General features: G+C 63.0%; 17 protein-coding genes. 4 read left to right on the top strand and 13 right to left on the bottom strand.

Translation table 11 applies throughout. The features are described from left to right. Positions 1–235: 235 nt before the first annotated feature. Together T31B1_RS14250 and T31B1_RS14245 are read left to right on the top strand one after the other, a co-directional pair. Complete coding sequence (locus tag T31B1_RS14250; protein ID WP_353250180.1) at positions 236–3868, top strand: Ig-like domain-containing domain; 3633 nt, start codon at positions 236–238, stop codon at positions 3866–3868. 80 nt (positions 3869–3948) lie between these two features. Beyond that, positions 3949–4878 (top strand): OmpW/AlkL family protein, encoded by a 930-nt coding sequence (locus T31B1_RS14245; RefSeq protein WP_353250179.1) that lies wholly within the window; start codon positions 3949–3951, stop codon positions 4876–4878. Positions 4879–5294: 416 nt separating this feature from the next. Here T31B1_RS14245 and T31B1_RS14240 read toward each other — a convergent pair whose 3' ends face one another. The 7 genes from T31B1_RS14240 to T31B1_RS14210 all read right to left on the bottom strand — a co-directional run bounded on the left by T31B1_RS14240 (position 5295) and on the right by T31B1_RS14210 (position 14930). Continuing rightward, on the bottom strand, positions 5295–5843 hold the full coding sequence (locus T31B1_RS14240; RefSeq protein ID WP_353250178.1) for a PqiC family protein: 549 nt from the start codon (positions 5841–5843) through the stop codon (positions 5295–5297). Continuing rightward, positions 5840–6820 carry an MlaD family protein gene (locus tag T31B1_RS14235; protein WP_353250177.1) on the bottom strand — a complete coding sequence of 327 codons (981 nt, stop codon included), beginning with the start codon at positions 6818–6820 and terminating at the stop codon, positions 5840–5842. Before T31B1_RS14235 ends, T31B1_RS14240 begins: the two co-directional genes overlap by 4 nt. A gap of 116 nt (positions 6821–6936) precedes the next feature. Beyond that, positions 6937–7749: an ABC transporter ATP-binding protein gene (locus tag T31B1_RS14230; protein ID WP_353250176.1), complete on the bottom strand. Its 813-nt coding sequence runs from the start codon at positions 7747–7749 to the stop codon at positions 6937–6939. Between the two features lie 2 nt (positions 7750–7751). After that, positions 7752–8894: an MlaE family ABC transporter permease gene (locus T31B1_RS14225; RefSeq protein WP_353250175.1), complete on the bottom strand. Its 1143-nt coding sequence runs from the start codon at positions 8892–8894 to the stop codon at positions 7752–7754. A gap of 30 nt (positions 8895–8924) precedes the next feature. Continuing rightward, complete coding sequence (locus T31B1_RS14220) at positions 8925–10487, bottom strand: efflux transporter outer membrane subunit (RefSeq protein ID WP_353250174.1); 1563 nt, start codon at positions 10485–10487, stop codon at positions 8925–8927. Next, entirely contained in the window at positions 10480–13632 is a 3153-nt protein-coding gene (locus T31B1_RS14215; RefSeq protein ID WP_353250173.1) for an efflux RND transporter permease subunit, read from the bottom strand. The genes T31B1_RS14220 and T31B1_RS14215 overlap by 8 nt, the downstream gene beginning before the upstream one ends. A 2-nt stretch (positions 13633–13634) precedes the next feature. Further along, positions 13635–14930 carry an efflux RND transporter periplasmic adaptor subunit gene (locus T31B1_RS14210; protein ID WP_353250172.1) on the bottom strand — a complete coding sequence of 432 codons (1296 nt, stop codon included), beginning with the start codon at positions 14928–14930 and terminating at the stop codon, positions 13635–13637. 178 nt (positions 14931–15108) lie between these two features. Between T31B1_RS14210 and T31B1_RS14205 the strand changes: the two genes are divergently transcribed. Further along, positions 15109–15801 (top strand): TetR family transcriptional regulator, encoded by a 693-nt coding sequence (locus T31B1_RS14205; RefSeq protein WP_353250171.1) that lies wholly within the window; start codon positions 15109–15111, stop codon positions 15799–15801. A gap of 21 nt (positions 15802–15822) precedes the next feature. On the opposite strand, the gene T31B1_RS14200 is transcribed toward T31B1_RS14205, so the two are convergent. The 6 genes from T31B1_RS14200 to tkt form a co-directional block, all read right to left on the bottom strand. After that, positions 15823–16656, bottom strand: a complete 834-nt coding sequence (locus tag T31B1_RS14200) for a SanA/YdcF family protein (RefSeq protein ID WP_353250170.1) — start codon at positions 16654–16656, stop codon at positions 15823–15825. Positions 16657–16921: 265 nt separating this feature from the next. Next, complete coding sequence (locus T31B1_RS14195; RefSeq protein ID WP_353250169.1) at positions 16922–18100, bottom strand: vWA domain-containing protein; 1179 nt, start codon at positions 18098–18100, stop codon at positions 16922–16924. A 16-nt stretch (positions 18101–18116) separates the two neighbouring features. Beyond that, entirely contained in the window at positions 18117–18971 is an 855-nt protein-coding gene (locus tag T31B1_RS14190; RefSeq protein WP_353250168.1) for an AAA family ATPase, read from the bottom strand. A gap of 155 nt (positions 18972–19126) precedes the next feature. Beyond that, on the bottom strand, positions 19127–20308 hold the full coding sequence (locus T31B1_RS14185; RefSeq protein WP_353250167.1) for a phosphoglycerate kinase: 1182 nt from the start codon (positions 20306–20308) through the stop codon (positions 19127–19129). Positions 20309–20350: 42 nt separating this feature from the next. Next, on the bottom strand, positions 20351–21358 hold the full coding sequence (gene gap / locus T31B1_RS14180; RefSeq protein WP_353250166.1) for a type I glyceraldehyde-3-phosphate dehydrogenase: 1008 nt from the start codon (positions 21356–21358) through the stop codon (positions 20351–20353). 94 nt (positions 21359–21452) lie between these two features. Next, entirely contained in the window at positions 21453–23459 is a 2007-nt protein-coding gene (tkt, locus tag T31B1_RS14175) for a transketolase (RefSeq protein WP_353250165.1), read from the bottom strand. Positions 23460–23961: 502 nt separating this feature from the next. Here tkt and T31B1_RS14170 point away from each other — a divergent pair. After that, on the top strand, positions 23962–25113 hold the full coding sequence (locus tag T31B1_RS14170) for a ferritin-like domain-containing protein (protein WP_353250164.1): 1152 nt from the start codon (positions 23962–23964) through the stop codon (positions 25111–25113). The last annotated feature ends 1 nt before the right edge of the window (position 25114 follow it).

Genomic DNA, 25114 nt, shown 5'->3' with positions numbered 1-25114 from the left:
GCATTTCCATCTCGTTTATTGTCGGAACGGGGTATTCTAAAAAGAACGCGTGTCGCAATCGATGCGCTCATCCAAGGGAGAATCAGCCGTGCAATTCGTGCATTCGTCTGGAATGCGTGGCGCCCGACCGTCCAACGGTCGCGCCAGCGCACTACACGCAGGGGATACGGTCTCGCGCGCGCCCAGCGCAAAGCGTATCGCCGCTTTCGTCTTACTGGCCGTATCGGCTGTCGTCATGAGCGCCTGTTCCAGCGGCGGCGGAGGCGACAACGGCTCGGCCAATCCGCGTGGCGACGTAACGCCGCAGGGGCTGGCCTTTTCCTATCCGTTCAACGGCCAGCAGGACGTCGTCCTCGACAGCCAGATGGTCGTCACCTTTGACGGCAGTGTCTCGGGCGGCACCGAGAATGCGCTCGAACTGCAGGTCGACGGCCAGACGGCACAGCCCGGCATCACCGTCGAAAAGGACGACGATCAGCCCAATATTCTCCGGTTGACCCCCAACGGCGATCTGCTTCCCAATACGACGTATTCGGTGGTCGCCACGCGTTCGATCTCTGGCGGCAACACCGCGTTCAACGACGGTCAGACGCTGCTCCAATTCACCACGCGTCCGATCGAGGGCCGTCCAGCGGCCGGCGACTTCCAGGTCGTCGAGACCACGCCGGGTGAAATCAACCCGGTGACCGGTCGCCAGTCGGTGTTCACCCAGTTCAACGCCATCCGCGTGCGGCTGAACGAGCCGGTCGATCCGGCCACGGTCAATGCCGATACCTTCACGGTCACCGGTCCGGACGGAAAAGTCACCGATGCCCGGATCACTGCGCTTGGCCGTTACCTGGTGTTCGATCCGACCGAGGATCTCGCACCCGGCACTTATACGATCGCACTCAGTGGCGACGTCACATCGCAGTTCGGGAAATCCCTGGATAGTTACAGCGTCGAGCGCAAGGTGCTCAGCGCAGGCAACGTCATTCCCCAGACGCTCGCACTGACGCCGTCGGCGGACAGCATCGACGATCTGCCGGACAATAACCTGAACGGGCTGGCGGTCAACAACGTCAACATCTCCTCGCAGTTGATCGGTTCGAACGATCAGCCTGCGAGTGCCTCGCCCCAGCGCGGCGGCGTCGAGACCATCCTCGCGCAGCCCGGCATGTCCGGCTTCGGCGACACCATCCCGGCCACCATCCGCGGCGGCCAGAAATTCCAGCTGACCGGTCTGCGCCTGTTCCTCAACGGCGACGTGGAAACCCCGATCAACCCGAGTGGACCGATCGACGTCAACTTCATCAACGATGTCGACGTCTATCTGATGGCCAACGACTACCGCAATATCGAAACGCCGACGGCGGTGCGCCTGCGCTTCGACCTGGGCATCGGCACGCTGATCACCGCGATGGCCGGTCAGCCGGGTTCGGATGCCTTCCGCCAGTTCGTGATCCAGTCTCTGGCCAACGGCGTGTTCAACCAGAGCGCACTCAACATCCAGGCTTCGGGTCTGGCGATCCCGCAGGACAACGGCGATCTGCGTATTTCCACACTCGGCACCTTCCCGATCAACGTCAATCGTACAGACGATGCGACCGTTGATTTCGAGTTGACGCTGACCCTGGCCGCGGATTCCAACGATCAACCCGAACTCGAAGATGACGTCGTCGCACCGATCGTCACCGCGCAATCTCCCAGCGCTTGTCTGTACGTGTTCGGTTCACCGGCCTACAACGCCACGTTTGCCCAGACCGGTTCCTCGCCGATTGCGTTCCCGGAGCAGGTCTGCAATCAGGTGCTGAACTCCGGTGGGCTGACGCCGCCGTTCGTTAACAGTTTCCCAATCGAATCCAGCCCGGCGATCACCTTCAGCGAGCCGCTCGACCCGCAGAGCGTGAATGCCGCCAGCATTCAGTTGGCCAGCAGCAACGGCGTGGTCGATGCCACCTATCGCGTGGAAGGCTTCAGCGTGGTCATTGACCCGACCGCTCCACTGGACCCTGCCACGAACTACAGTATCCGGCTGAACAACAGCGACACGCTGAAGGATCTCGCCGGTAACCCGGTGTCTTTCGAGAACGCGTTCGGCCCGGGCCAGACCATCGCATTCCGTACCGAGCCACAGGTGGCGACCGATCCGACACCGCCGCTGCTCGGCACGCTGACGCCGGGTATTCCCTGCGCGCTCGAAGGCGGTGACTTCACCAGCGGCGGCGACAATGCCGGCCATTGTTCGGGTGATATGCCGGGCACCGACGACGACGGCAACAGTCTGCCCTCGGAAGACTTCGCCGTGTTCCAGAACCCGGCGAACGTCGCCGTCGATGCGTTTTTCTCCAAGCTCGTCGCGAGTGACTCCATCGTCCTTGCGAACGGCTGCCTGACCAGCGGCAGCGGCGATGCCAACACCGAAACCTCCGCGACGGTTGCAGTACAGCAGATGGACGGCAGTGGCCAATGCGTTGGCGCCGTCGACGGCGAGATCGCTCTGGCGAATCGCGACGGCGACTTCACGCGTGGCTTCAGCTTCCGACCGGCCCAGCCTTTCGAGGCGGGCATGCGCTACTGGATCGTGGTATGCGGCACCGACGGTTCGTCGTGCAGCAATCAGATCGTCGACGGCAACGGCGACGCGCTGAACACGGACCCGCTCAACGGCACCGGCTCGACGCCGCAGTCGATGGGCCAAGCCAATGCGGGCGGTCCGGATATCGTGATCCCATTCGACGCGGTCGATGCGACTGACGACTACTACGCCAATCAGTTCACGCTGCCCGAGTCCGATACCAACGGAAACGGCCAGTTCGACGATGGCGAGGTCGCCCAGCCGGGCAACCGGACTCGTATCGCGCTGTCCGCCAGCCTGCTCGGCCAGACGATTCCGATCACCGGCGAGCAGCCCGACGGCAGCTTCGGCTCCTATCTGTCGCTGGCACGTCCGATCGCGATCCGCGATACGCTCGACGATTGTTCTGTGCTCGACGACGTGACGAATGACGATGGCTCAAGCGCCATCGGCAATACGCCGGATGAGTGCATTCGCGTGTCGCTGCTGCCAGGCGGTATCAATTCGCTGACCAGCATCAATATCAGCGCAGATGCTCTTGCACAGGCGCTGACCACGGCGCTGGGCGTCAATCAGCTCACGGGGCTTCTCGACCAGTTGCTCAACGGTGGCATGGACGGCAGCACACCGACCGGCAATCTCGACAATGTCACCGGTCCGCTCAACCAGATCGTCGGCGCAGTGACCGGCGTTGTCGGCGGGCTGCTGGGCGATGGTGAAGACAGCGATCAGTCACCCGCACCGATCGATGTGATCGCCGGGCTTCAGGGCAATGAATTGACGGCGCCGTTGGGCAATACGCTCGCCGGCCTGATCAATTCAGACACGCCGGTCAGTGATGTCCCCGGCCTGCTACAGAACCTGGTTGACCAATTGGTGGGCACGCTCACTGCCGGCCTGCTGGGCGATGAGCCCCTGCAGACCGGCCGCGTGCTGCTGCGCTTCCCGAATGACGACAATACCGATGGAACCCAGTCGGGCTACATCGTCGAGAAGTGCGAGGGCTCCATCAACGGTCAGCCGTACGACTTCGAACCCTGCTTCACCGCCTCGCTGACACTCGTTGCCAACGCCCCGGATGGCCAGGGCGTGGCACTGAACCAGCAGCCGATCACGGTGAATCTGGTCGGGCCGGTCACCTTCGAGCAGAACGGCCGTCTGGCAATCGCGTTGAACAACGTCAACACGTTCCAGCTGAACGCGACCGCCCTGAGTCTGCTGCCGGCGACAGCCACGGTCGACCCGGGCGATCTCAACTTCCAGCTGGTCGGTTCGCCGACCCACGGTGGACGCGAGTTTCCGGACCGCTAGGCGCCGGCAAGTTGATGCCGGCCGCACACGCGGCCGGCATCCCTACCCTCTACAAGATAAAACGTGACAGGAGAAGGGAGATGAATCAGGACACCATGTCCGGACGCCGCGCGCTGGGACGGCGCGCTGCGGGGGTGATGCTGGGGGCGGCCGGCCTGCTGAGCGCGGGATCGGCTCTGGCACAGGGGCAAATGCGCGACGGCTCCGACGATATCGTCGAGCCGGAAAAGGGCTTTCTTGCGGAGTCGTTCGACTACGTCAAGCACAACAGCTACTTCCGTGTCGGCGTGCTGCACTTTCAGTATTACGGCACCAGTTCCCGGCTGACGGTCGAAGATGCCCAGGGTCTGGCCGCGCAAGCGTTCCCGCCGGGCGAGAGCGAAATCCCGCACACCGGCTCCTCGGCCGGCAACACCACCACGCTGGGTGGCACGATCGGTATCTTCCTGCCCAAGACCGGGCGCCATCTGGCCATGGAAGTCACGCTTGCACCGCCGCTCAAGCTTGACTTCGAGCTGGCCAAGAACGCCGAAGACGAATCGCTGGCCCCGGTCACGCGTAACGGCATTCCGACCGGCGTACCGCCGATCGGCAAGTCCATCGGCACGTTCAAGGCGCTGCCGCCGAACTTCACCATCGTCTATCGACCGTGGGTGGATACGCTGATCCAGCCTTACATCGGCGCGGGCGCGATGTATCTGTACACCTATGATACGGACGTCAACAACGAGGTGCTCAACGCCTATGGCAACGAGCCGCAGCTGAACCTGACCAAGCCGGTCGCCTGCGTGGGCCAGCTCGGCGCGGACTTCAAGCTACCGCAGAACATGTTCATCACCGCAGACGTCAAGTACGTCGGCTGCGCGACCGTAGAAGCCAAGGTGAACAACATCGTGATCAATTCGCCGACACTGAGCCCCACAGTCGGCCCGATCGACGTGGGCACGGTGAGTTCGTCCAACGACTTCAAGGCCGTGCTCTACCAGCTGTCTTTCGGCATGCGCTTCTAGTCGTTCTCGACCGCGGAAATTCGACCGCCCGGCGCAGCGCTCCGGGCGGTTTTTTTTGCTCCGTATCCGAGCCGAGCACCTCACCTGCCGGCCTGCCGTGACTGGCGCGGCAGACAACACATCATCCCCACCCTCAACCCACCGTGAGCTCAGCGACGCGAACCCGTCAGGGTCCGAACCGTCCCGAGCCGGGCCCGGTCGATTCTGGCCCCGCGCTTGTGGCCACGGTAAACCCACTCGTATCTTCGAGTGCGCGACCCGCGCCGACGCCAGACGCAACGCACGAGCAGATGTTCCAGGCGATGCGTCGAGCATGTGGCGAACATCAGCCGGGCCCGCCCAGCCTGTCTTGGCTGCCTCGAGCCCGGCGCCGGATCGCCACGAACCGCGCGCCTATCCGCCGGCGCGGCGAACGGTCAGCCCGCTGCCGAGACGATACGAAAACCCAGTTGCCGGACGGCTTCGGACATGGCGCGTCCGATGGCCGCCGCGTCCCGGCTGTTGGCCGGCAGCGGCTGTTCGATGACGCTGTTGTCCCGCTCGATCACCGTGTCCGTTGAGCGATCGGTGACCTTCCAGCGTGCCGACAACACCACCTTGCCTTCGGGCTGTGGCTCGAACATGTCGACCGCGACATCGACCTGATAGGGACGGTCCCGCTTGTTGACCAGCTTTTCATCAATGGTCTGCTGCAGCAACCGAGTGGTTGCGACCGGCAGACGCTCGGCCCATTTGGCATCGGGCAGCCGCGTGAGCACGTATTCATCGGTTCGCAGCTGGATATCGTAGTTGTCGAGATACTCCGGCATCTGCACGCGCCGGACTTCCCACTGGCTGGCCCGCGTCGGGGCGCGTTCGTTCTGCGGCGGCGACAGCAGGACGTGCTGGAGCGGCGGTACGCTGGCACAGGCCGATAAGCCCATCAGACAGGCGGCCACCAGGCCACGGCGGAAGACAGGTTTCATCGCGAACCTCCGAATAATATGGCGTTTGGATCGCGCTCCAGCGTTTCGGCAAAGCGACGCAGCGACGCCGCGCCGGCCGACAGATCACGGATTGCGCTTTGAATGTCCTGCCGATCATCGGAGCCCGGATCGGTCAGTGCTTCGAGATTTTTCGAGATCTGCGTCAGGTTGCGGCTGGTATTCTCGGCGTTGTCCAGCAGACGATCGATCTGTGCATCCCGCGACACGATCTGCTTGTTGACGGTGTCGGTGAGCTGGCGCAACCCGCTTAGGGTCTGGGTGATCTGCGAGTCGCTGGCCTCGATGGTCTGACGCGCGGCCTGCATGGTCTGGCGCGCGGAATCGCTGGTCTGGGTCAGACTCGGGCCGAGTGTCTTGATCAGCTCGTCCATATCGTCGGCCAGCCGCACCATGGACTCCATCGTGCTGTTGACGGTGGTCAGCGTCTGCTTCCAGGGCAGGTCGCTGACCGTGTCCTTGAGCTGCTCGATCTCCGAAGGCACCGCCGGAATTTCCGGGTACTCGAGTTCCTCCGGATCGGCCACGAAGTTGGGCTGGGTGTTCGGCTGGAAGTCCAGGTTGACCGCCAGCTGTGAGGTGACATAGCTCCAGACCACCAGCTGGGCACGCAGCCCACGCTGGACCAGATCCTCGGTACTCACGCTTCGACCGCTCGCACTGCCGTCCATCATCACCGTGTTGTTGCCGCCCATCTCGATGGTTACACCGATCCGAGCCTTGCCCACACTCGGATCCAGGCGCAGCTGAACCTGTTTGACCGTGCCGACCTGAACGCCACGAAACAGCACTTTAGAGCCGTTGCTCAGGCCGAGCACGGACTGGTCGAAAAAGATCACGGCCGTGCGGTTGTCCGACAGCAGACGGGTACCGCCAAAGGCCAGCACGGCGGCAACGAACAACACGATGGCCCCGAGCATGAACAGGCCGATGACGGTATAGCTTCGGTTACTGGCCATTCGCGGGCCTCTTGAAGAAAACAGAACGACGATCGTGGCCGGGTCCGGCCGCGCCGAGCGTCCGAACACACGGCCAAGGGTACCGACCGGAGCGAACAGGCCTTTGCGCGCACCGCCTAGGCATGCTGTGCTGTAACGGCGTGGTCGTTATCGGCATCCAGTGCACGCCGGTTGAGAAAAGCCCGCACACGCGCGTGCTCGGCGTGTTCGGCCAGCATTCTCGGATCGCCGTGCGCAATGGCCGAACGGCTTTCATTGTCGAGATAGATGCTGTCGTCCGCAATGGTGAAAATACTGGGCAGCTCGTGTGTCACCGCCACCACGCTCAGCTTCAGCGCATCGCGCAGGTTCATGATCAAGGCATCGAGCCGCTGGGAGGTCATCGGGTCCAGGCCCGCACTGGGCTCATCGAGAAACAGATAATCCGGATCGAGCGCGATTGCCCGAGCCAGCCCGGCGCGTTTTTGCATGCCGCCGGACAGCTGGCTCGGCATGCGCTGCTCCTGCCCGGCCAGACCTACCAGGGCGAGCTTGAAGGCCACCTGATCCCGTATCTCGGCTGGGCTCAACCGCGTGTGGAGCTGCAACGGCAGGCTGACGTTCTCGCCGACCGTCATCGAACTCCATAACGCCGTGCTCTGGAACAACACGCCGATACGCCGCTGTAACGCCGCGCGCTCGGCGGCGTCGTCGGTCCAGAGTCGCTGCCCGTCGAACTGGATATCGCCCTGATCGGACTGTTCCAGATCGATCATGTGGCGCAGCAACGTGCTCTTGCCGCAGCCCGACACGCCCATGATTACGAAGATGCTCGCTCGGGCCACATGAAACGACAGGTCCTGCTGGACCAGCGTGTCTCCATAGGCCAGGCGCAGATTGCGCACGACGATACCTTCGTCCGGGGTCTGCGACGAATCCAGTCGTGCCATGCTCAGATCCCCAGCGCGTTGGTGCATAGGGCGAACACGGCATCGATCAGGATGATTCCGATGATCGAGACCACCACCGTACGCGTGGCCGCGCGACCAACTTCGGCAGCGTTTCGCCCTGCGCTCATGCCCATATGACAGCTGGTCAGCGCGATCAGGATCCCGAAACAGACCGCCTTGACGAATCCGATCACGAAATGGCGCATGGCCACCGCATCCTCTAGGCGCCCGAAAAAACTGGCCGGCGATGTGTTGAGCACCAGATCGGCCACGATCATTCCGCCGCCAATCCCCAGAGCGGCGGCATACAGAAACAGCAACGGCATCATCAGCGTCAAGGCCGCCAGGCGCGGCAGGACCAGGAACTCGAACGGCGACACGCCGATCATGCGCAGCGCATCGATCTCCTCGTTGGCTTCCATGGTGGCCAGGTGCGCGGCAAAGCTGGCCCCGATCCGGCCTGCCATGATGAATGCGGTCATGATCGCGGCCATTTCGCGCGCGACGGCAATCCCCACCAGATCGGCCAGATAAAGCCCGGCGCCGAACGTGGCCAGCTGGACGGCACCGACGAACCCGAGGACGGCCCCGATCAGCAGGTTCACGACCGTGACCACGGGCAGCGATGAGGCCCCCGTTTCGCGCAACAAGGCCACGAAATCCACCCGTCGCGCCTGCGCGCGGCCGACCATCAGCCGTGGCGTGACTGCGGCGGCGTTGCCGATCAGTCGCGCGACCGTGCCCACCACCTCGAAGCGGTTGCGCGACGCCGCTCCCAGCCGCGTGACCCAGCGCGCGCGCCGCCCGCGGCCGGACGTCTCCGAGGCCGGGCGTGCCAGCTCCACCAGCGACGATACGCTGTTCGGAAGATGTCTTAATTCGATCTGCAGACGGTCGTTGCTGCGCAACCGCTGAGTGAGCGTATAGATCAGCGCGGCGACCCGGGGGTGGGCGGCTTCCAGTGCCTGACCGTCGATCACGATCCGGCCGCTCGCCGAGGCACCGGCGCTGACTTCGCGCGCAAGTGCGGACGAGGTCGGCAGCCGGGCTGCGGCGCCCCAGTCACCGGATAGCCAGAGCGTGGTCTCGCCCTCCCCGGCGTCGATTCGATACAGCGGTTGCTGTGCCGCCGGGGCTAGTGCCACGAATACTCGGTTGCCGTCGTCATGATCGCGCTATTGTGACACGCCCGCGCGGCCTGCTTGTGCGGCGTCGCCGCCGGCCGGGGCATAGCTGTCGCGTGTGGCTTCCAGCCCGGGCGGCAGCGAGTCGCTGTTTTCGGTCCAGCCTCCCCCCAGGGCCTTGAACAGATCCGCCGTGGCCGTGAACCGGTCACGAATCGCGGTGGCCAGATCGAGCTGACTGGAAAACAACTGGCGCTGTGCATCGAGGACGTCGAAGAACGCCGTTCGGCCGACATCGTAACGCAGCCGGGCCAGACGCAGCGTCTCCTGGAACGCATCGACCTGCTTGCGTACGGCCTGCAGTCGATCTTCGGTCAACTGGACCGCATCCAGGGCGTCATGTACTTCCTTGAACGCCTGCCGAACGGTCTGGCGGTACATGATCTCCGCGGCGTCCTTCTGGGCCACGGCGGTATCGAAATTCGCCTGACGCCGCCCGAAGTCGAAAATCGGTGCCGTGATCGCGCCGCTCACACTCTGGACTTCCGAATACGGTTCGAACAGGTCGTCGACATCAAGCGCTTCGGTGCCGATCATGGCGGTCAGGTTGAAGGTCGGGAAAAACCGTGCCTTCGCCACCCCGACATTGGCATTCGCGGCAATCAGAGAGGCTTCGGCGGCACGGATATCGGGCCGGCGTTCGACCAGCAGCGATGGCAGCACGACCGGCAAATCCTCCGGCAGGCTGATCTCGTCGAAACTGCTCGCGTCGATGTTCGGATCGCCCATGATCTGGCGCGGCGTGCGCCCGGTCAGGATGGCCAGCGACGAACGCAGCTGGCTGGCCTGTTGCAACAGCGGGGGTAGCTGGGCGCGCGCGGTCTGTAGCAGCGATTCGGTCTGCAGTAGCGTCAGCTTGTCGATGGCACCGTACTTGTAGCGCTGCTTATCCAGATCCAGCCCTTTCTGGCGTGTCTGGATCGTCTCTCGGGTCACCCGAATCTGACGTTCGGCCGACAGCAACGACATGTAGTTGGTAACTACGTCGCTGACCACGCTCAGCCGTACCGAATCCCGCGTGTAAGCCGAGGACAGCAGCTGGGCACGCGCCTGCTCGTCGGCACGGCGCAGCCCACCGAAGACGTCGAGCTCGTAGCTGAGTGAGGCAGCCACCGAAAAGTAGTTGTAACGAACCCCGGAACCGCTCGCACCGCCGGACGACGAGCCGCCACCCACGCCACCCCCGGCACCGGACGACGAGCCGCCGGACGAAGGCACCGCACCGCTGGTCTTCTGACGAGTGGCGTTGGCCTGCCCCTCGATCGAAGGAAACAGGTTGGCGTTGGCCAGACCGAGCTGGGCGCGCGCCTCGCGGAAACGGGCCGCCTGCAGCGCGATGTCCAGATTGTCATCCAGCGCATCGTCGATCAGCTCGTTGAGCTGCGGATCACGATAACGCGTCCACCAGTACGCCATCGCGTCCTGCTGGGACTGGCTGAGCAACGTGGCATCGAGCGCCGAATTGGGCAGATCAATGTCCGGACGCTCGTAGTCCGGGCCGAGCGTACAGGCCGACAGGCCGGCCACGGCCACCAGCAGGACGGCCTTACGCATGATCAGTATCCTCATCTTTATCCTTGCCGCGGCCACGACGCAGCTTCGCGGTGCCGCGCTCAACCAGATCATAGAACATCGGTACGAACAGAATGGCGAAGAACGTCGCCGCCAGCATACCGCCGATCACGGCGGTGCCGATGGCGTTGCGGCTGTTCGCCGAGGCGCCGCTGGCGATCGCCAGGGGTACGGTACCGAGAATGAAGGCCAGCGATGTCATCACGATCGGCCGGAAACGCAGCTTGGCCGCCTCGAAGGCCGCCGCGGCTGCGGACTTGCCCTGCTCGCGTCCGATGACCGCGAACTCGACGATCAGAATGGCGTTCTTGGCTGCCAGACCGATCAGCACGAGCAGCCCGACCGAGAAGTACAGGTTGTTGTCGATCCCCCGCAGCCAGACCGCCACGAACGCCCCGAGCGCGGCGAACGGCACGGCCGTGATCACGGCCAGTGGCAGCGTCCATTTCTCGTACTGGGCCGCCAGGATCAGAAACACCATGACCATGCCGAAGATGACCGCGATCGAACCGGAGCTGGCAGCGGTTTCTTCCTGGTAGGCCGTACCGGTGAAACTCAGCCGGTAATCCTCGCCGCCCAATACCTTATTGGTTACGTCCTTGATCGCCGCGTTGGCCTGGCCGGAACTGTAGCCCGGCGCCGGCGAGCCCATGATCTTGGCAGACGGGAAGATATTGAAACGCTCCACCACGTCGGCGGCCAGACGGCGCTCGGTACTGACCAGCGAACTGACCGGAATCATGTCGCCCGTGGTCGTGGAGCGCACGAACACCTTGTTCAGGTCCTCGGGTTTCTCTCGATACGGCGCATCCGACTGGATGTTCACCTGCCAGTTACGGCCCAGCAGGGTGAACTGATTGACATACAGCGAGCCGAAGGTGGCCTGGAGAGTGGCGAACAGCTGGTTGATCGGCACGCCCAGCGTCTTGGCCTTCTCTCGGTCCACGTTGAGCTTGTAGCGCGGCACGTCGGTGGTCAGCGTCGTACGCACCTGCGACAACTCCGGGCGCTTGTTGGCTGCGGCCACCACCTTGCCCGCCGCCTCCCGGATCTCGTTGAAGCTGGCCCCCGACAGGCTTTGTAGATAGCCCTCGAAGCCCCCGGTGGTCGACAGGCCGATGATCGGCGGCGGGTTGAACGCGATGATCTGTGCATCGGGGATCTGCGCACCGATGCCGAAGGTCTGGCCGACGATAGAGAACGAGTCCTCGCCATCGCCGGTGCGTTCGCCCCAATCCTTGAGCGTCAGGAACGCGATGCCGGCATAGGTCCGGCGCGCACTGGCGAGAAAGTCGTAGCCGGCCACGCCCACGATGTCGGCCACTGCAGGCATCGCCTTAAGGCTCTTCTCGATAAGTTCATTGCGCACCGCTTCGGTACGCTGCAGTGACGCCGCCGGCGGCAGCTTGTAGGTCGCGAAGATATAGCCCTGATCCTCCTGGGGCAGCAGGCCGCCGGGCACCTGTGTCGACACCGCCCAGGTGGCGACCAGAACGCCCACGAACAGCAGAAGCCCGAAAACCACCCGACGCAGCAGCAGATCGACGCCCCATAGATAGGCACCGGTCGCCTTGTCGAACATGGCGTTGAACTTGCGGAAGAACCAGTTCGGCTCCTTTTCACGCGGCTTGAGAAACACCGCGCACAGCGCCGGCGTCAGGGTCAGTGCGACCAGCCCGGAAATACCCACCGAGACAGCGATGGTGATGGCGAACTGGCGATACATCTGGCCGGACAATCCGCCCAGAAAACCGACCGGCACGAACACCGCAGCAAGCACGAGTACGACCGCGATCACCGGGCCGCTGACCTCTTCCATCGCCTTGATGGCCGCCTTCTTGGGCGGTAACCCTTCTTCCTCCATGATGCGTTCGACGTTCTCGATCACGATGATCGCATCGTCCACCACGATGCCGATGGCGAGAATCAGCCCGAACAGTGTCAGCAGGTTGATCGAAAACCCGAGCGCGTACATGCCTGCGAACGTACCGATCACCGACACCGGGATCGCCAGCAGCGGTATCAGCGTGGCGCGGATGTTCTGCAGGAACAGGAATACCACCAGCACCACGAGGATGATGGCTTCGATGAACGTATGAACCACGTCCTCGATCGAGGCGTGTACGAACTGCGTGGTGTCGAAGGGAATCTCGTACTCGAGGCCCTGCGGCAGATTCGCGCCCAGCTCGGTCATGCGCGCACGGATTCGATCCACGGTCGCCAGCGCATTGGCACCGGGCGAGAGATACACCGCGAACGGGACCGCCGGGTTGCCGGAAAAAGAGCCACTGGTGCTGTAGCTCTGGGCGCCGAGTTCAACCCGGGCGACATCGCTGAGCCTAAGCACCTGGCCATTGCTCTCGGTCCGCAGAATGATGTTCTCGAACTGTTCTTCGCTCGAGAAGCGGCCGTCCGTGCTCGCGGTATAGGTGAACGCGATCTTGTCCTTATTGGGCATGCTGCCGAAGCTGCCTGCCGCAAACTGCGAGTTCTGTTCCTGTAGTGCGGCCTGTATGTCGGCCGGAGTCAGCTCGTAACGCGCCATCTTGCTCGGATCGAGCCAGATACGCATGGAATAATCCTGCGACCCGAACAGGCGCGCATCGCCCACACCCTCGACACGTTTGAGCGCGTCGATGATGTTGACCAGCGCATAGTTGCTGATATAGGTCGTGTCGTACGACTGGTCCGGCGAGAACAGCGTGAGCACAGTAAGGATATTGCTCGAACGCTTGTTCACCGTCACACCGACGTCACGCACCGTCTGAGGCAGCTGGGACAACGCGGCCTGCACGCGGTTGTTGACGTTGATGGTGTTCTGATCCGGATCCGTGCCGATGGCGAACGTCACCGAAATCTGGAGCGTACCCGCGTCCGAGGACGTCGAGGTCATGTAGAGCATGTTCTCGACGCCGTTGATCTGCTGCTCGAGCGGTGCGGCGACCGTCTCGGCAATATCCTCGGCACTGGCGCCCGAATAGTTGGCCTGCACTACCACTTCGGGCGGCACGACATCGGGATACTGAGAGATGGGCAGCCCACGCATCGCCATCAGCCCAGCGATCGTGATCACGATCGACAGGACGGTGGCGAATACCGGCCGTTCGATGAAGAACCTTGAGATCATCTTTAACGACCCTGATCGCGATTCGACGCGTAGTAGCCGGTTCCATGACGTCGCGACAGCGATTCAGCGCCACTCAGACGCAGCTCACGCCAATCGACGGCGGCCAGAGCATCGTCACGGTTGTCACCGCGGGCGCCCATGCTCGACGAGTCACCTTGAGCACCGTTGGCCGGGGCATCACCCTGATTATCGCCCCCCTGCTTGACCTTGACCGGCGCGTCGGGCTGGACCTGACCGAGCCCGGAGACGATCACCCGGTCGCCGGCCGACAGCCCCTTGTTGATGATCCGCCCATCGGCCACGTTCGGCCCGAGCTCGACCTTGACGGCTTTTGCCTTGTTGTCGTCCGACACCACGTACACCTGGGTGCTCTGCTGGCTGTCCGACACCGCTACATTGGGCACCACCAGCGCATCCTGCCGTGTCTCCAGACGGATGCGGGCGCGCACGTAACGGCCGGGCATCAAGGCGTTGCCGGTGTTTTCGACCACGGCACGCAGTTGTACGGTGCCGGTATCGGGGTTGATCGTGCTCTGCGTGAAATCGACCGTGCCCGTGACCGGGAAGGTGTCGCCGTTCGGCAGAATGATTGTGGCCTCACGGGTCTTGTCGTCCGTACTCTCGCCGCCCATCATCGACAGCGCCTTGTTGCGCGCGATCGCATCGTCCTCGGGCAGCGCGAACAGCACATACACCGGATCGAGCTGGGTGATCGTGGTCAAACGCGTGCCGTTGCTCACCAGAGAGCCCTCGTCGGTTTCACGCAGGCTGGTCACGCCGGTCAGCGGTGCATTGACCTTGGTATAGCTCAGGTCGATCTGGGCGCTGTCGAGGTTGGCCTGAGCCTGTTGCACGGCGGCGCGCGAGGTTTCCAGCTCAGACAGCGCCTGGTCGCGCTCGGCCTCGCTGACCGCATCCACCTTGTAGAGCTGACGTACGCGCGACCACTGACGCTGGGCCTGGTCGAGGCTCGCCTTCGCACTGGCCAGTTCGGCCTTTCGCTGATTCACCGTCGCCTGGAACGGCTTCGGATCGATGGTGTACAGCAACTGGCCCTTCTTGACGATCTGGCCTTCCTCGTAATGCCGTTTTTCCAGAATACCTTCGACCCGGGCGAGCACCTGTACGGTACGCTTGCCCTCCACGCGGCCGGGGTATTCGGAAAACACATCCACGCTGTGCGGCTGGACCGCCTTGACATCAACCGGAATCGGCGGACTCTGCTGAGCCTGACCACCCTGCTGACCATCGGAATTGCCACAGCCGGCCAGCGCGATCAGGCCGACGACGACGCACACAGCACGCAGCTCATACGCTCGGCGGCCGAGCGCTGAAAACGAATCGCGCATAGACAAGATCCCCAAGGGTGAGATTCGGTTGCTCCAGATGATGCTATGATACATACATACGCGTATGTATGTAAGTAGTCATCGTGTATTCAGTATTGAAGATTACCTGGGAGAAGATGGCAACCTGATGGCTCGCAAAACCAAGCTGCAATCCGCTCATACACGCGAATGCATTCTCGATGCCGCCGAAATCGAGATGCAGGCGCGAGGCGTATCCCAGACGTCACTGGACCGCATCGCACGGCGGGCCGAAGTGACTCGCGGCGCGATCTATTGGCATTTCGCCGACAAGCGCGCCCTGCTCGAAGCCATGATTGCGCGAACCCACCTGCCGCTGCGTGATCTGCGCCAGTGCCTGAGCGAACATATCCCGGGTACCGAGCCGCTTCGCCTGTTGCGCGAAATGCTGCTGCACGGCTTGCAACGTCTGACCGGCGACGAACAGCACCGCCGCGTCTGTCATATCGTGCTTCACCGCTGCGAGGCCACCGAACACGGCCACCCGGCGGAGGCACTGCTGCGTGCCATGTTCGAGGATTCGCGCAGCGTGCTGCGCGCGCTGTGTACCGAAATCGATGCACAGGGTCAGCTGCGTAAACCGATGACCCCCGATTCGGCCACCGATACCCTGATGGCGTTCATGTGCGGTAACTATGAATGCGTTCTGCGCCATCCCGATATCTACAACTCCGCGCGCGACTGGCGCGCTCCGGTCGAGGCGATCTTGCGCGGGCTGTTCGACACCGATGAACCAGCCGACCGGCAGGGCTCGACACCCGTGGGCCACACAGGCATACGCCCGGCCGACTGTAACGGCTAGCCACCGCGGGGCTTGACCAGCTCAGTCGTCTTGGTCGACTACCGGCAGGCGGCGTAGCAACGGCGGCACGGCAGGCCGCGCCAACGGTGTCGGCAGGCGGCTGTCGTGGTCGTCGAACAGGCTCTGGCGCACCAGGAAATCGAACGGCGCGACCGGTTCGATATCGATCGGCCGCTGCGGGCCCAGAAAACGCGGCCGGGTGGACAACAGGAACAGATCCACCACGGCCTTGACCCGCGCCAGGTATTCGCGGGCCTCGGTGCGCAGGGGCTGGCGTCGGTCCTCTTCCGGGCGAATATAGGCGACCGCGTCGATACCGTAGTGATCGGCGATGAACAAGGCCCGGTAGTCGTGGTAGCGCTGCGAGACGACGATATAGCTTTCGAGCCCGAAGATGCGGTTCGCGCGCACGATCGAATCCAGTGTACGAAAGCCGGCGAAGTCCAGCGTAATCGCGGCATCGGGCACGCCCAGGCGCCGAAGGGCCTGGTACATCTTGCGCGGTTCGTTATAGGTGCGATCCGGGTTGGAGCCGGAAACCAGCAGATGCCGCACGCGCCCGGCCGCATACAGCTCGGCCGCCGCCATCATGCGATGGGTGAACAGCAGGTTCTGATTGCCATAACGGGTATACGGGCTGGTACCCAGCACCACACCGACATCGTGCACGCCCAGTCGCGAGATATCGTCGTAGATCAGGCCGCGGGTCGCGCTGACCACCCAGGCATTGGCGGCCATGCTGGCGATCAACAGGCATCCGACCACGGTCAGCCCGACGCGCATGACAGCGGCCACGCGGGCCGACACACTGTTGCCTCGCAGCCGAAGCCCTTGCGGCACGCCGACGCCGGTCATCTTCGATGCCCGGCCGTGCTGCACCCGCGGCGTCCATGCATGGGTCTGACGGTATCCCTGTTGTGCTGACCATCAAAACGCATCGGTACTCGAATCCTGGCCCCTCGGGCGCTCCGCTTCGCCCTCCCGTAACCGCCGACTGTACGTCATGCCCGAGGACGCACCGGCCGACCTCGGCCTCTCTGAGCATCCGGAGCGTATCAGCAATACCGTGCCGCTCGACTAACGGGCGAAACACCGCAGGCCGACCACGGCGCGCACGCCGCTAGTCTGCCAGGCGATCGATCGCCGCTTCGAGGCCGTCCAACGTCATGGGGTACATGCGATCGGCCATGAGTTCGCGCGTCATCTGGATCGACGGAGTGTAGTCCCAACGGTTCTGTGGTTCGGGATTGAGCCAGACCGCGTCCTCGAATGTCGACAGCAAACGGTTCAGCCAGACCGCACCGGCCTCGGCGTTCCAGTGCTCGACCGAGCCGCCCGGGTACGCGATCTCGTAGGGGCTCATGGTGGCGTCGCCGACGAAGATCGCCTTGTAGTCGGCCGTGTAGGTATGACAGATATCCCAGGTTGCGTGCTGTTCGCTGCGCCGACGCCGGTTGTCTTTCCAGAGCCCCTCGTACGGGAAGTTGTGGAAATAGAAATATTCCAGATGCTTGAATTCGGCCCGCGCCGCCGAGAAAAGCGATTCGACGGTCGCGACGTGGTCGTCCATCGAACCACCGACATCGAAGAAAATCAGCAGTTTGACTGCGTTGCGGCGTTCCGGACGCATGTGCAGATCCAGATGGCCGGCGTTCTTGGCCGTGGCGCGGATCGTGCGTTCCATGTCCAGTTCTTCATCGGCGCCTTCACGCGCGAAGCGGCGCAGCTTGCGCAGCGCCATCTTGATATTACGGGTCCCGATTTCCTGCGACCCGTCGAGATTGGCGAATTCGCGTCGGTCCCATACCTTGACCGCACGGCGATGGCGCGAACCGTCCTGGCCGATACGGATACCTTCGGGGTTGAAACCGTAGGCGCCGAACGGCGACGTGCCGGCGGTGCCGATCCACTTGCTACCGCCTTCGTGACGCTCACCCTGCTCCTCGAGGCGCTTCTTGAGCGTCTCCATGAGCTTTTCCCAACCCCCCATGGCTTCGATCTGGGCCTTTTGTTCGTCGGTCAGCTCGAGCTGCTTCATCTTCTCCAGCCACTCGTCGGGAATATCGGTCGTCAGGTCTTCGGTGGCGGCCTGAATGCCATCGAAATAATGGCCAAAGACCTGATCGAACCGATCGAACTTGGCTTCGTCCTTGATGAGCGTGGCACGCGACAGGTAATAGAAGTTGGTCACGCTCATGCCGCCGACATGCGCATCCAGCGCCTCGAGCAGCGTCAGATACTCGGTGACCGACGGCTTGAGACCGGCGTCGCGCAGCTCGTAGAAGAACTCGATCAGCATGGCGTGGCGAACCCGCCTAGCTGCGGCCGCCGCGCCGGGTCATGAACGCCAGCCGCTCGAACAAGTGCACATCCTGCTCGTTCTTGAGCAGCGCCCCATGCAGCGGCGGCAACGCCTCCCGCGCGTCTTTCGAATGCAGGGCCTCGGCAGGAATGTCCTCGGCGAGCAGCAGCTTCAGCCAGTCGAGCAGCTCCGATGTCGACGGCTTTTTCTTGATGCCCGGCACATCACGAACATCGAAGAACAGGTCCATGGCAGCTGCCAAGAGATTCTTCTTGATGTCAGGAAAATGCACGTCGACGATCTCGCGCATCGTCTCCTTGTCGGGAAACGAGATGAAGTGAAAGAAACAGCGACGAAGAAACGCGTCGGGCAGTTCTTTTTCGTTGTTCGAGGTGATGATGATGATCGGCCGGTGCCGTGCCTCGATGGTCTGGCGTGTTTCATAGACATCGAAGGCCATGCGATCGATCTCGCGCAGCAGGTCGTTCGGAAATTCGATATCGGCCTTGTCGATCTCGTCGATCAGCAGCACCGGCTGCTCGTCGGCGACGAAACACTCCCAAAGCGGACCGGGCACGATGTAGTTGCCGATATCGTGGACCTTTTCGTCGCCGAGCTGCGAGTCGCGCAGCCGCGAGACCGCATCGTAGTCATACAGCCCCTGCTGCGCCTTGGTGGTGGACTTGATATGCCACTGAAACAGCGGCTTGCCCAATGCAGCGGCCACTTCCTCGGCCAGCATTGTCTTGCCGGTTCCAGGCTCGCCCTTGATCAGCAGCGGGCGCTGGAGCGTAGCCGCGGCGTTGACGGCGAGTTTGAGATCGTCGGTGGCAACATAGCGTTCGCTGCCGGTGAATTGCGTGCTCATAGGCTGGTTCACAGAATTGGATATTGGCTAACGGACCTACGCGCATGGCCCCGACGGCCAGCCGGTGCCGCGTAGCAAAATGACTGTTTCGATCGAACGCAGCATACACGGATCGACCCGTGGCGCGCCCTGACAGGCCGTCGCGCCGCCTGCGTTCACCCTTCGGCGCGCTGCTCCAGTACGGCAATGGCCGGCAACGTCTTGCCTTCCAGAAATTCAAGGAATGCGCCGCCACCGGTCGAGATATAGGACACGTCGTCCTCGATACGGTATTTCTCGATAGCCGCCAGCGTATCGCCGCCGCCGGCAATGGAAAACGCGCTGCTGCGTGCGATCGCCCGGGCCAGCACATGCGTGCCGCCACCAAACTGGTCTATCTCGAAAACCCCTAGCGGGCCGTTCCAGACGATGGTACCGGCCTCCTGCAGGATGGCTGCGATGCGATCACGGCTGTCCGGACCGACGTCGAGAATCATCTCGTCGCTCTCGACCTCGCTGACCGGACGCACTTCCGGATGCGCCTCGGGTGAAACCTCGGTCGCGGCGACCACGTCCGTGGGCAACGGAATCTCACCGCCACGGCTACGGATTTCACGGTCGATCAGTCGCGCCGCGCCGACCAGGTCGGGCTCGTATAGCGATGCACCGACATTGTGCCCGGCCGCAGCCAGGAACGTGTTGGCGATACCCCCACCGACGATGAGTTGATCGGCCACGTTGGCCAGGCTTTCGAGCAGCTCGAGCTTGGACGATACCTTGGAGCCGCCGACGATCACGACCAGCGGCCGCTTGGGGTCGCCCAGTGCGGCCGTGAGGGCGTCGACTTCGGCCGCCAGCAACGGACCTGCACAGGCCACCGGCGCATAGCGGGCCACGCCTTCGGTCGACGCCTGGGCACGATGTGCGGTCCCGAAGGCATCCATCACGAACACGTCGCATAGCGCGGCCATCCTGCGTGACAGTGCCTCGTCGTTGGCTTTCTCGCCTACGTTGAACCGCACGTTCTCGCACATCACGACCTCGCCCTCGCCTACCTCGACGCCGTCGAGCCAGTCGGTGACCAGGGGCACATCGACTTTGAGCAGCTCCGACAGGTAGCGGGCGACCGGCGCGAGGCTGTGCTCGCTATCCGGCTCGCCCTCCTTCGGTCGACCTAGATGCGACATGACCATCACCCGAGCACCCGCATCGAGCGCCGCACGAATGGTCGGCACGGAGGCCTTGAGCCGTCCGGCGGAGCTGACTTCACCGTTGGCGAACGGCACGTTCAGATCCTGCCGGATCAGCACGCGCTTGCCGGCCAGATCCACGTCCTCCATCTTCAGCATGACAGTCATGTCGCGTTCCTTGATCGTCCTTGTCCCGTCGTTGACGTGCGTTCAGCCTGCGTTGGCCAGCGCGAGCGCGGTATCGAGCATGCGGTTGGAAAAGCCCCACTCATTGTCGTACCAGGAACAGACCTTGATCAGTTTGCCGCCGGCGACCTTGGTCAGCGGCGCATCGACGGTCGAGGAGACCGGATCATGGTTGTAATCCTGCGAGACCAGTTCGGCTTCCGAGTAGGCCAGCACGCCGCGGAGTTCGCCTTCGGCGGCCTTCTTGAGCACGGCGTTGACTTCCTCGACCGTGGTTTCCTTGGAAACCTGGGCGGTCAGATCGACCATCGACACATTGATCGTGGGCACGCGTACCGCAAACCCGTCGAGCTTGCCGTCCAGTTCGGGCAGCACGAGGCCCACCGCGGCAGCCGCACCCGTCTTGGTCGGAATCATGCTTTGGGTAGCGCTACGGGCCCGGCGCAGGTCCGAGTGATACACGTCGGTGAGCACCTGGTCGTTGGTGTACGAGTGGATGGTGTTCATCAGTCCGTATTCCAGTCCGAAGGCCTCGTGTAGCGGCTTGACCAGCGGCGCGAGACAGTTGGTGGTGCAGGATGCGTTGGAGATCACCTTGTCGGAGGCATCGATGGTGTCGTGGTTGACGCCATACACGATGGTCTTGATCTTGCCGGCGGGCGCGGAGATCAGCACTTTTTTGGCGCCACCCTTCAGATGCGCGCTGGCCTTCTCCTCGCTGGCGAACAGGCCCGTGCATTCGAGCACGATGTCGACGCCCAGATCGCCCCAGGGCAGATCGGCCGGGTTGCGCTCGGCGAGCACCTTGATCTTGTCGCCGTTGACGACCAGATTGTCGCCGTCGACCGAGACTTCGCCCGGAAACCGGCCGTGCGCGGTGTCGTACTGGGTCAGATGGGCGTTGGTCTGGGCATTGCCCAGGTCGTTGATCGCCACGATCTCGATTTCACTCGTACGGCCCGATTCATACAACGCACGCAGCACGTTGCGGCCGATGCGCCCGTATCCGTTGATGCCGACTTTGACTGCCATAACTACCTCTTGTCATCGAATGGATGGTAGCCGCACGCGCTCACCGCGTGTGGCCGGTTTACTTTTCGCGTGTCGCTATCACTCGTGGTGCATATCAGTCGCCGAGCTGGCGCTGGACCGCCGCCACCACGGCCTCGACGGTCACCCCGAGTTCGCGGTAAACATCCTCGGCCGGCGCTGACGAACCGAACTCGTCGACGCCCACGACCGCGCCGGTCGCCCCGACCAGGCGGTACCAGCTGTCGGACACGCCGGCCTCGACCGCCACACGAGCGGTCACAGCCGCCGGCAGCACCGATTCGCGATACGCCGCCGGCTGCTCGTAAAAGATATCCAGACAAGGCATGGACACGACCCGTACGGCCACGCCCTCGGCCGCCAGACGGTCGGCGGCGCCGACGGCCAGCTCCAGCTCCGAGCCCGTGGCCATAATGAGTGCCGCCGGTTCCCCGGCATCGCTATCGCGCAGGACATAGCCGCCCTGGGCAATCGCTGCAACCTGCTCTTCCGTGCGCGGCTGATGATCGACATCCTGGCGCGACAGCGCGATCGCGGTAGGGCCGTTGCTGCGTTCTATGCCGGCCTGCCAGGCCACCGCGGTCTCGACGTCGTCACCCGGCCGCCAGACATGCAGGTTCGGGATGAGGCGCAGGCTGGCGATATGCTCGACTGCCTGATGCGTCGGGCCGTCTTCGCCCAAACCGATCGAATCGTGGGTGTAGACGAGAATATTGCGCGAGCGCATGAGTGCGGCCATGCGCACGGCGTTGCGTGCGTAGTCGGAGAACGTCAGGAAGGTTGCACCGAACGGCGTGAACCCACCGTGGAGGCTCAGCCCGTTCGTGATCGCGGTCATGGCGAACTCACGCACGCCGTAGTACACGTAGTTGCCGGTGTAGTCGTCGGCACTGAGCGCACGATGGCCGTCAAAGTCCGTCCCGTTGGAGCCCGACAGGTCGGCAGAACCGCCGATCAGTTCCGGGAGTGCGGCTGCATAGGCACCGATGGCCGTCTTCGAAGATTTGCGGGTGGCGGTACGCTTGCCCTCGGCCTGTGTCTTTTCGATGAATGCGCGACACAACGCCGACCAGTTCTCCGGCATGTCGCCGGCCATGCGGCGCTCGAATTCGGCCGCGTCCTGCGGATGCGCTTGCCGGTAGGCGTTGAAACCGTCGAGCCAGGTCTTCTCTGCGGCCGCCCCGTCCTCGCGACGATCCCAGCCGGCATAGATATCGTCGGGCACGGCAAAACGCGTTTCGTCCGGCCAGCCGAGTTCGGCACGGGCCGCGGTGATCTCGTCGTCGCCGAGCGCGGCACCATGGATACCGGCGGTCCCTTTCTTATTGGGCGACCCCCAGCCGATCACCGTCTTGCAGCAGATCAAGGTCGGCTTGCGTGTTTCCTTCTTGGCCGTCTGGATGGCGGTGTTGATCTCGTCAGCGTCGTGGCCGTCGACGTTTCGTACGACTTGCCAGCCATAGGCTTCGAAGCGTGCCGGGGTATCGTCGGTGAACCAGCCGTCGACCTCGCCGTCGATCGATATCCCGTTGTCGTCGTAGAACACCACCAGCTTGCCGAGCCCCAGCGTGCCCGCCAGCGAACATGCCTCGTGCGAGATGCCCTCCATCAGGCAGCCGTCGCCGGTGAAGCACCAGGTGTAGTGGTCGACGATCGCGGCGTCATCATGGTTGAACCGTGCGGCCAGCGCGGCTTCGGCTAGCGCCATGCCGACCGCGTTGGCCAACCCTTGTCCGAGCGGCCCAGTTGTAGTCTCCACCCCCGGCGTCATGAAGTTCTCAGGGTGGCCCGGCGTTTTCGAATGGAGTTGCCGAAAATCGCGCAGATCGTCGATCGACAGATCGTAGCCGGCCAGATGCAGGGCCGCGTATTGCAGCATCGAGCCATGGCCGTTGGACAACAGAAACCGATCACGGTCGACCCAGTCGGGGTTGGCCGGGTTGATCTTCAGATGATCGTTGAACAACACCTCGGCTATATCTGCCATGCCCATGGGCATGCCCGGATGACCACATGTGGCTTGCTCCACTGCATCCATAGCAAGAATGCGAATGGCGTTGGCGAGATCGCGGCGTGCGGGCATCGGTGAACCTCTGGCGCGGCTTGACAAAGGCTGGCCATTGTCTAGCAAAGCGTTCTGCCGGGCAACACGGCGATCCGTGACCGCCACCGCCCGGCCACGCCGAGGCCTGCCGTCCACCTGTTGCCGGCTGACCGGCCGAACACCCGCCGTCAAAGACTTTCGAGCATTTTATTTTCTTTTTGTATCTACTTTTGCAATAACTAATTCTTATATTAAGCCCGGCTTAAAAATTATCGTTTTCAGTAGTTTGGGAATTTTTGACCAATCTGATTGATGGCAAATACACGCACGCTACCTGCCGGTAACCGGCCAGCACCGTGATTCTATTCGCCGCCGAGGTAAACGTCTGTGCTAGTTTCGGAAATCGGTAGTACGGTGAATTACCCCCAACGCTATACGGGGTCGCCGATGCCGGTACGTCCGGCGGCCTGGGGTGCGCTAGCTTGCTGTGCGACCGGGCCAAACCAGCCCGCATCATTAAATCTATAAGGGAGACTCGGCCATGACCCAAGACGCCAAGAACACGAAAAGCGATCAAGCCAACATCATCGACGCCACCACAGGGCGCCCAATCAGTAACGCGCGGCGACGCTTTCTAACCAACACAGGCATGTTCTCGGCCGGCCTGCTGGGCAGCGCATTCCTGGCGGCCTGCAGCGACGATAACAATGTCGCGACTGCGCAGGACAACGGCGGCGACAACGATCCGAACACCATCGTGATCAATGGCCCTTCGGACCAGGCGGTATTGAACTTCGCACTCAATCTCGAATATCTCGAAGCTGAGTTTTATTTGCGTGCGGTGACGGGTGCCGGGCTCGGTGGCAGCGATATCGACGGCACGGGTACGCCGGGCGATGTAACCGGCGGCTCTCAGGTCGATTTTTCGGGCGAGCCGCTGATCGCTCGGTACGCGGCCGAGATTGCCGCCGACGAACTGCATCACGTGCAGTTTCTGCGCGGCGCACTAAGCTCCGGCAAGGTCGCCCGGCCGCAGATCAATCTGCAGAGCTCGTTTACGGCAGCCGCGAGTGCCGCGCTCCAAGGCGCGGGTATCACGCCGCCCGATGGTTTTACGTTCGACCCGTTCGGCTCGCCGCTGGCATTTCTACTGGGTGCCTTCATCTTCGAGGACGTCGGCGTCACCGCATACAAGGGCGGCGCGCAGTTCATCCGCAACCGCGACTATCTGACGGCCGCGGCCGGCATTCTTTCGGTCGAGGCCTACCATGCCGGACTGATACGCACGATATTGCTGTCGCGCGGCGATGAAACCGCCCTGTCGGTCAACGGCACCAATCTGACCGTCTCGCAGGTGGTCGATGCGATCTCGGATGCTCGAGACAGCCTCGACGGTGACGACGACCTCGACCAGGGTATCGGTCAGGACGAATACGATACGGTCACGATCTACGGTACCGAGTACGACTCGACCAACATCGTGCCGACCGACAGCAATGGCATCACCTTCTCGCGTACGCCGCAACAGGTGCTTAACATCGCCTATCTGACGCCGATGGCGGTCGGGCCGAGCATGGGCACGGTACCCGGCACTTCGTTCTTCCCGATGGGCGCCAACGGCACGCTCGTTGATAGCGCCGACAACAGCGGTTCGAGCATGTCGGACGATATGGACACGGACAGCAACAGCTGAC

The sequence above is a fragment of the Salinisphaera sp. T31B1 genome (assembly GCF_040361275.1).
Classification (GTDB): Bacteria; Pseudomonadota; Gammaproteobacteria; order Nevskiales; family Salinisphaeraceae; genus Salinisphaera.
The sequence above is the reverse complement of the archived record's forward strand: the minus strand, read 5'-3'. Positions and strand labels throughout refer to the sequence as shown.

Coding starts and splice junctions, on each gene's coding strand:
- T31B1_RS14205 (WP_353250171.1), top strand. CDS start 15,109: ATGGCTCGCAAAACCAAGCTGCAATCCGCTCATACACGCGAATGCATT.
- T31B1_RS14200 (WP_353250170.1), bottom strand. CDS start 16,656: ATGACCGGCGTCGGCGTGCCGCAAGGGCTTCGGCTGCGAGGCAACAGT.
- T31B1_RS14190 (WP_353250168.1), bottom strand. CDS start 18,971: ATGAGCACGCAATTCACCGGCAGCGAACGCTATGTTGCCACCGACGAT.
- T31B1_RS14245 (WP_353250179.1), top strand. CDS start 3,949: ATGAATCAGGACACCATGTCCGGACGCCGCGCGCTGGGACGGCGCGCT.
- T31B1_RS14220 (WP_353250174.1), bottom strand. CDS start 10,487: ATGCGTAAGGCCGTCCTGCTGGTGGCCGTGGCCGGCCTGTCGGCCTGT.
- tkt (WP_353250165.1), bottom strand. CDS start 23,459: ATGCCCGCACGCCGCGATCTCGCCAACGCCATTCGCATTCTTGCTATG.
- gap (WP_353250166.1), bottom strand. CDS start 21,358: ATGGCAGTCAAAGTCGGCATCAACGGATACGGGCGCATCGGCCGCAAC.
- T31B1_RS14250 (WP_353250180.1), top strand. CDS start 236: ATGAGCGCCTGTTCCAGCGGCGGCGGAGGCGACAACGGCTCGGCCAAT.
- T31B1_RS14195 (WP_353250169.1), bottom strand. CDS start 18,100: ATGCTGATCGAGTTCTTCTACGAGCTGCGCGACGCCGGTCTCAAGCCG.
- T31B1_RS14170 (WP_353250164.1), top strand. CDS start 23,962: ATGACCCAAGACGCCAAGAACACGAAAAGCGATCAAGCCAACATCATC.
- T31B1_RS14240 (WP_353250178.1), bottom strand. CDS start 5,843: ATGAAACCTGTCTTCCGCCGTGGCCTGGTGGCCGCCTGTCTGATGGGC.
- T31B1_RS14230 (WP_353250176.1), bottom strand. CDS start 7,749: ATGGCACGACTGGATTCGTCGCAGACCCCGGACGAAGGTATCGTCGTG.
- T31B1_RS14215 (WP_353250173.1), bottom strand. CDS start 13,632: ATGATCTCAAGGTTCTTCATCGAACGGCCGGTATTCGCCACCGTCCTG.
- T31B1_RS14185 (WP_353250167.1), bottom strand. CDS start 20,308: ATGACTGTCATGCTGAAGATGGAGGACGTGGATCTGGCCGGCAAGCGC.
- T31B1_RS14235 (WP_353250177.1), bottom strand. CDS start 6,820: ATGGCCAGTAACCGAAGCTATACCGTCATCGGCCTGTTCATGCTCGGG.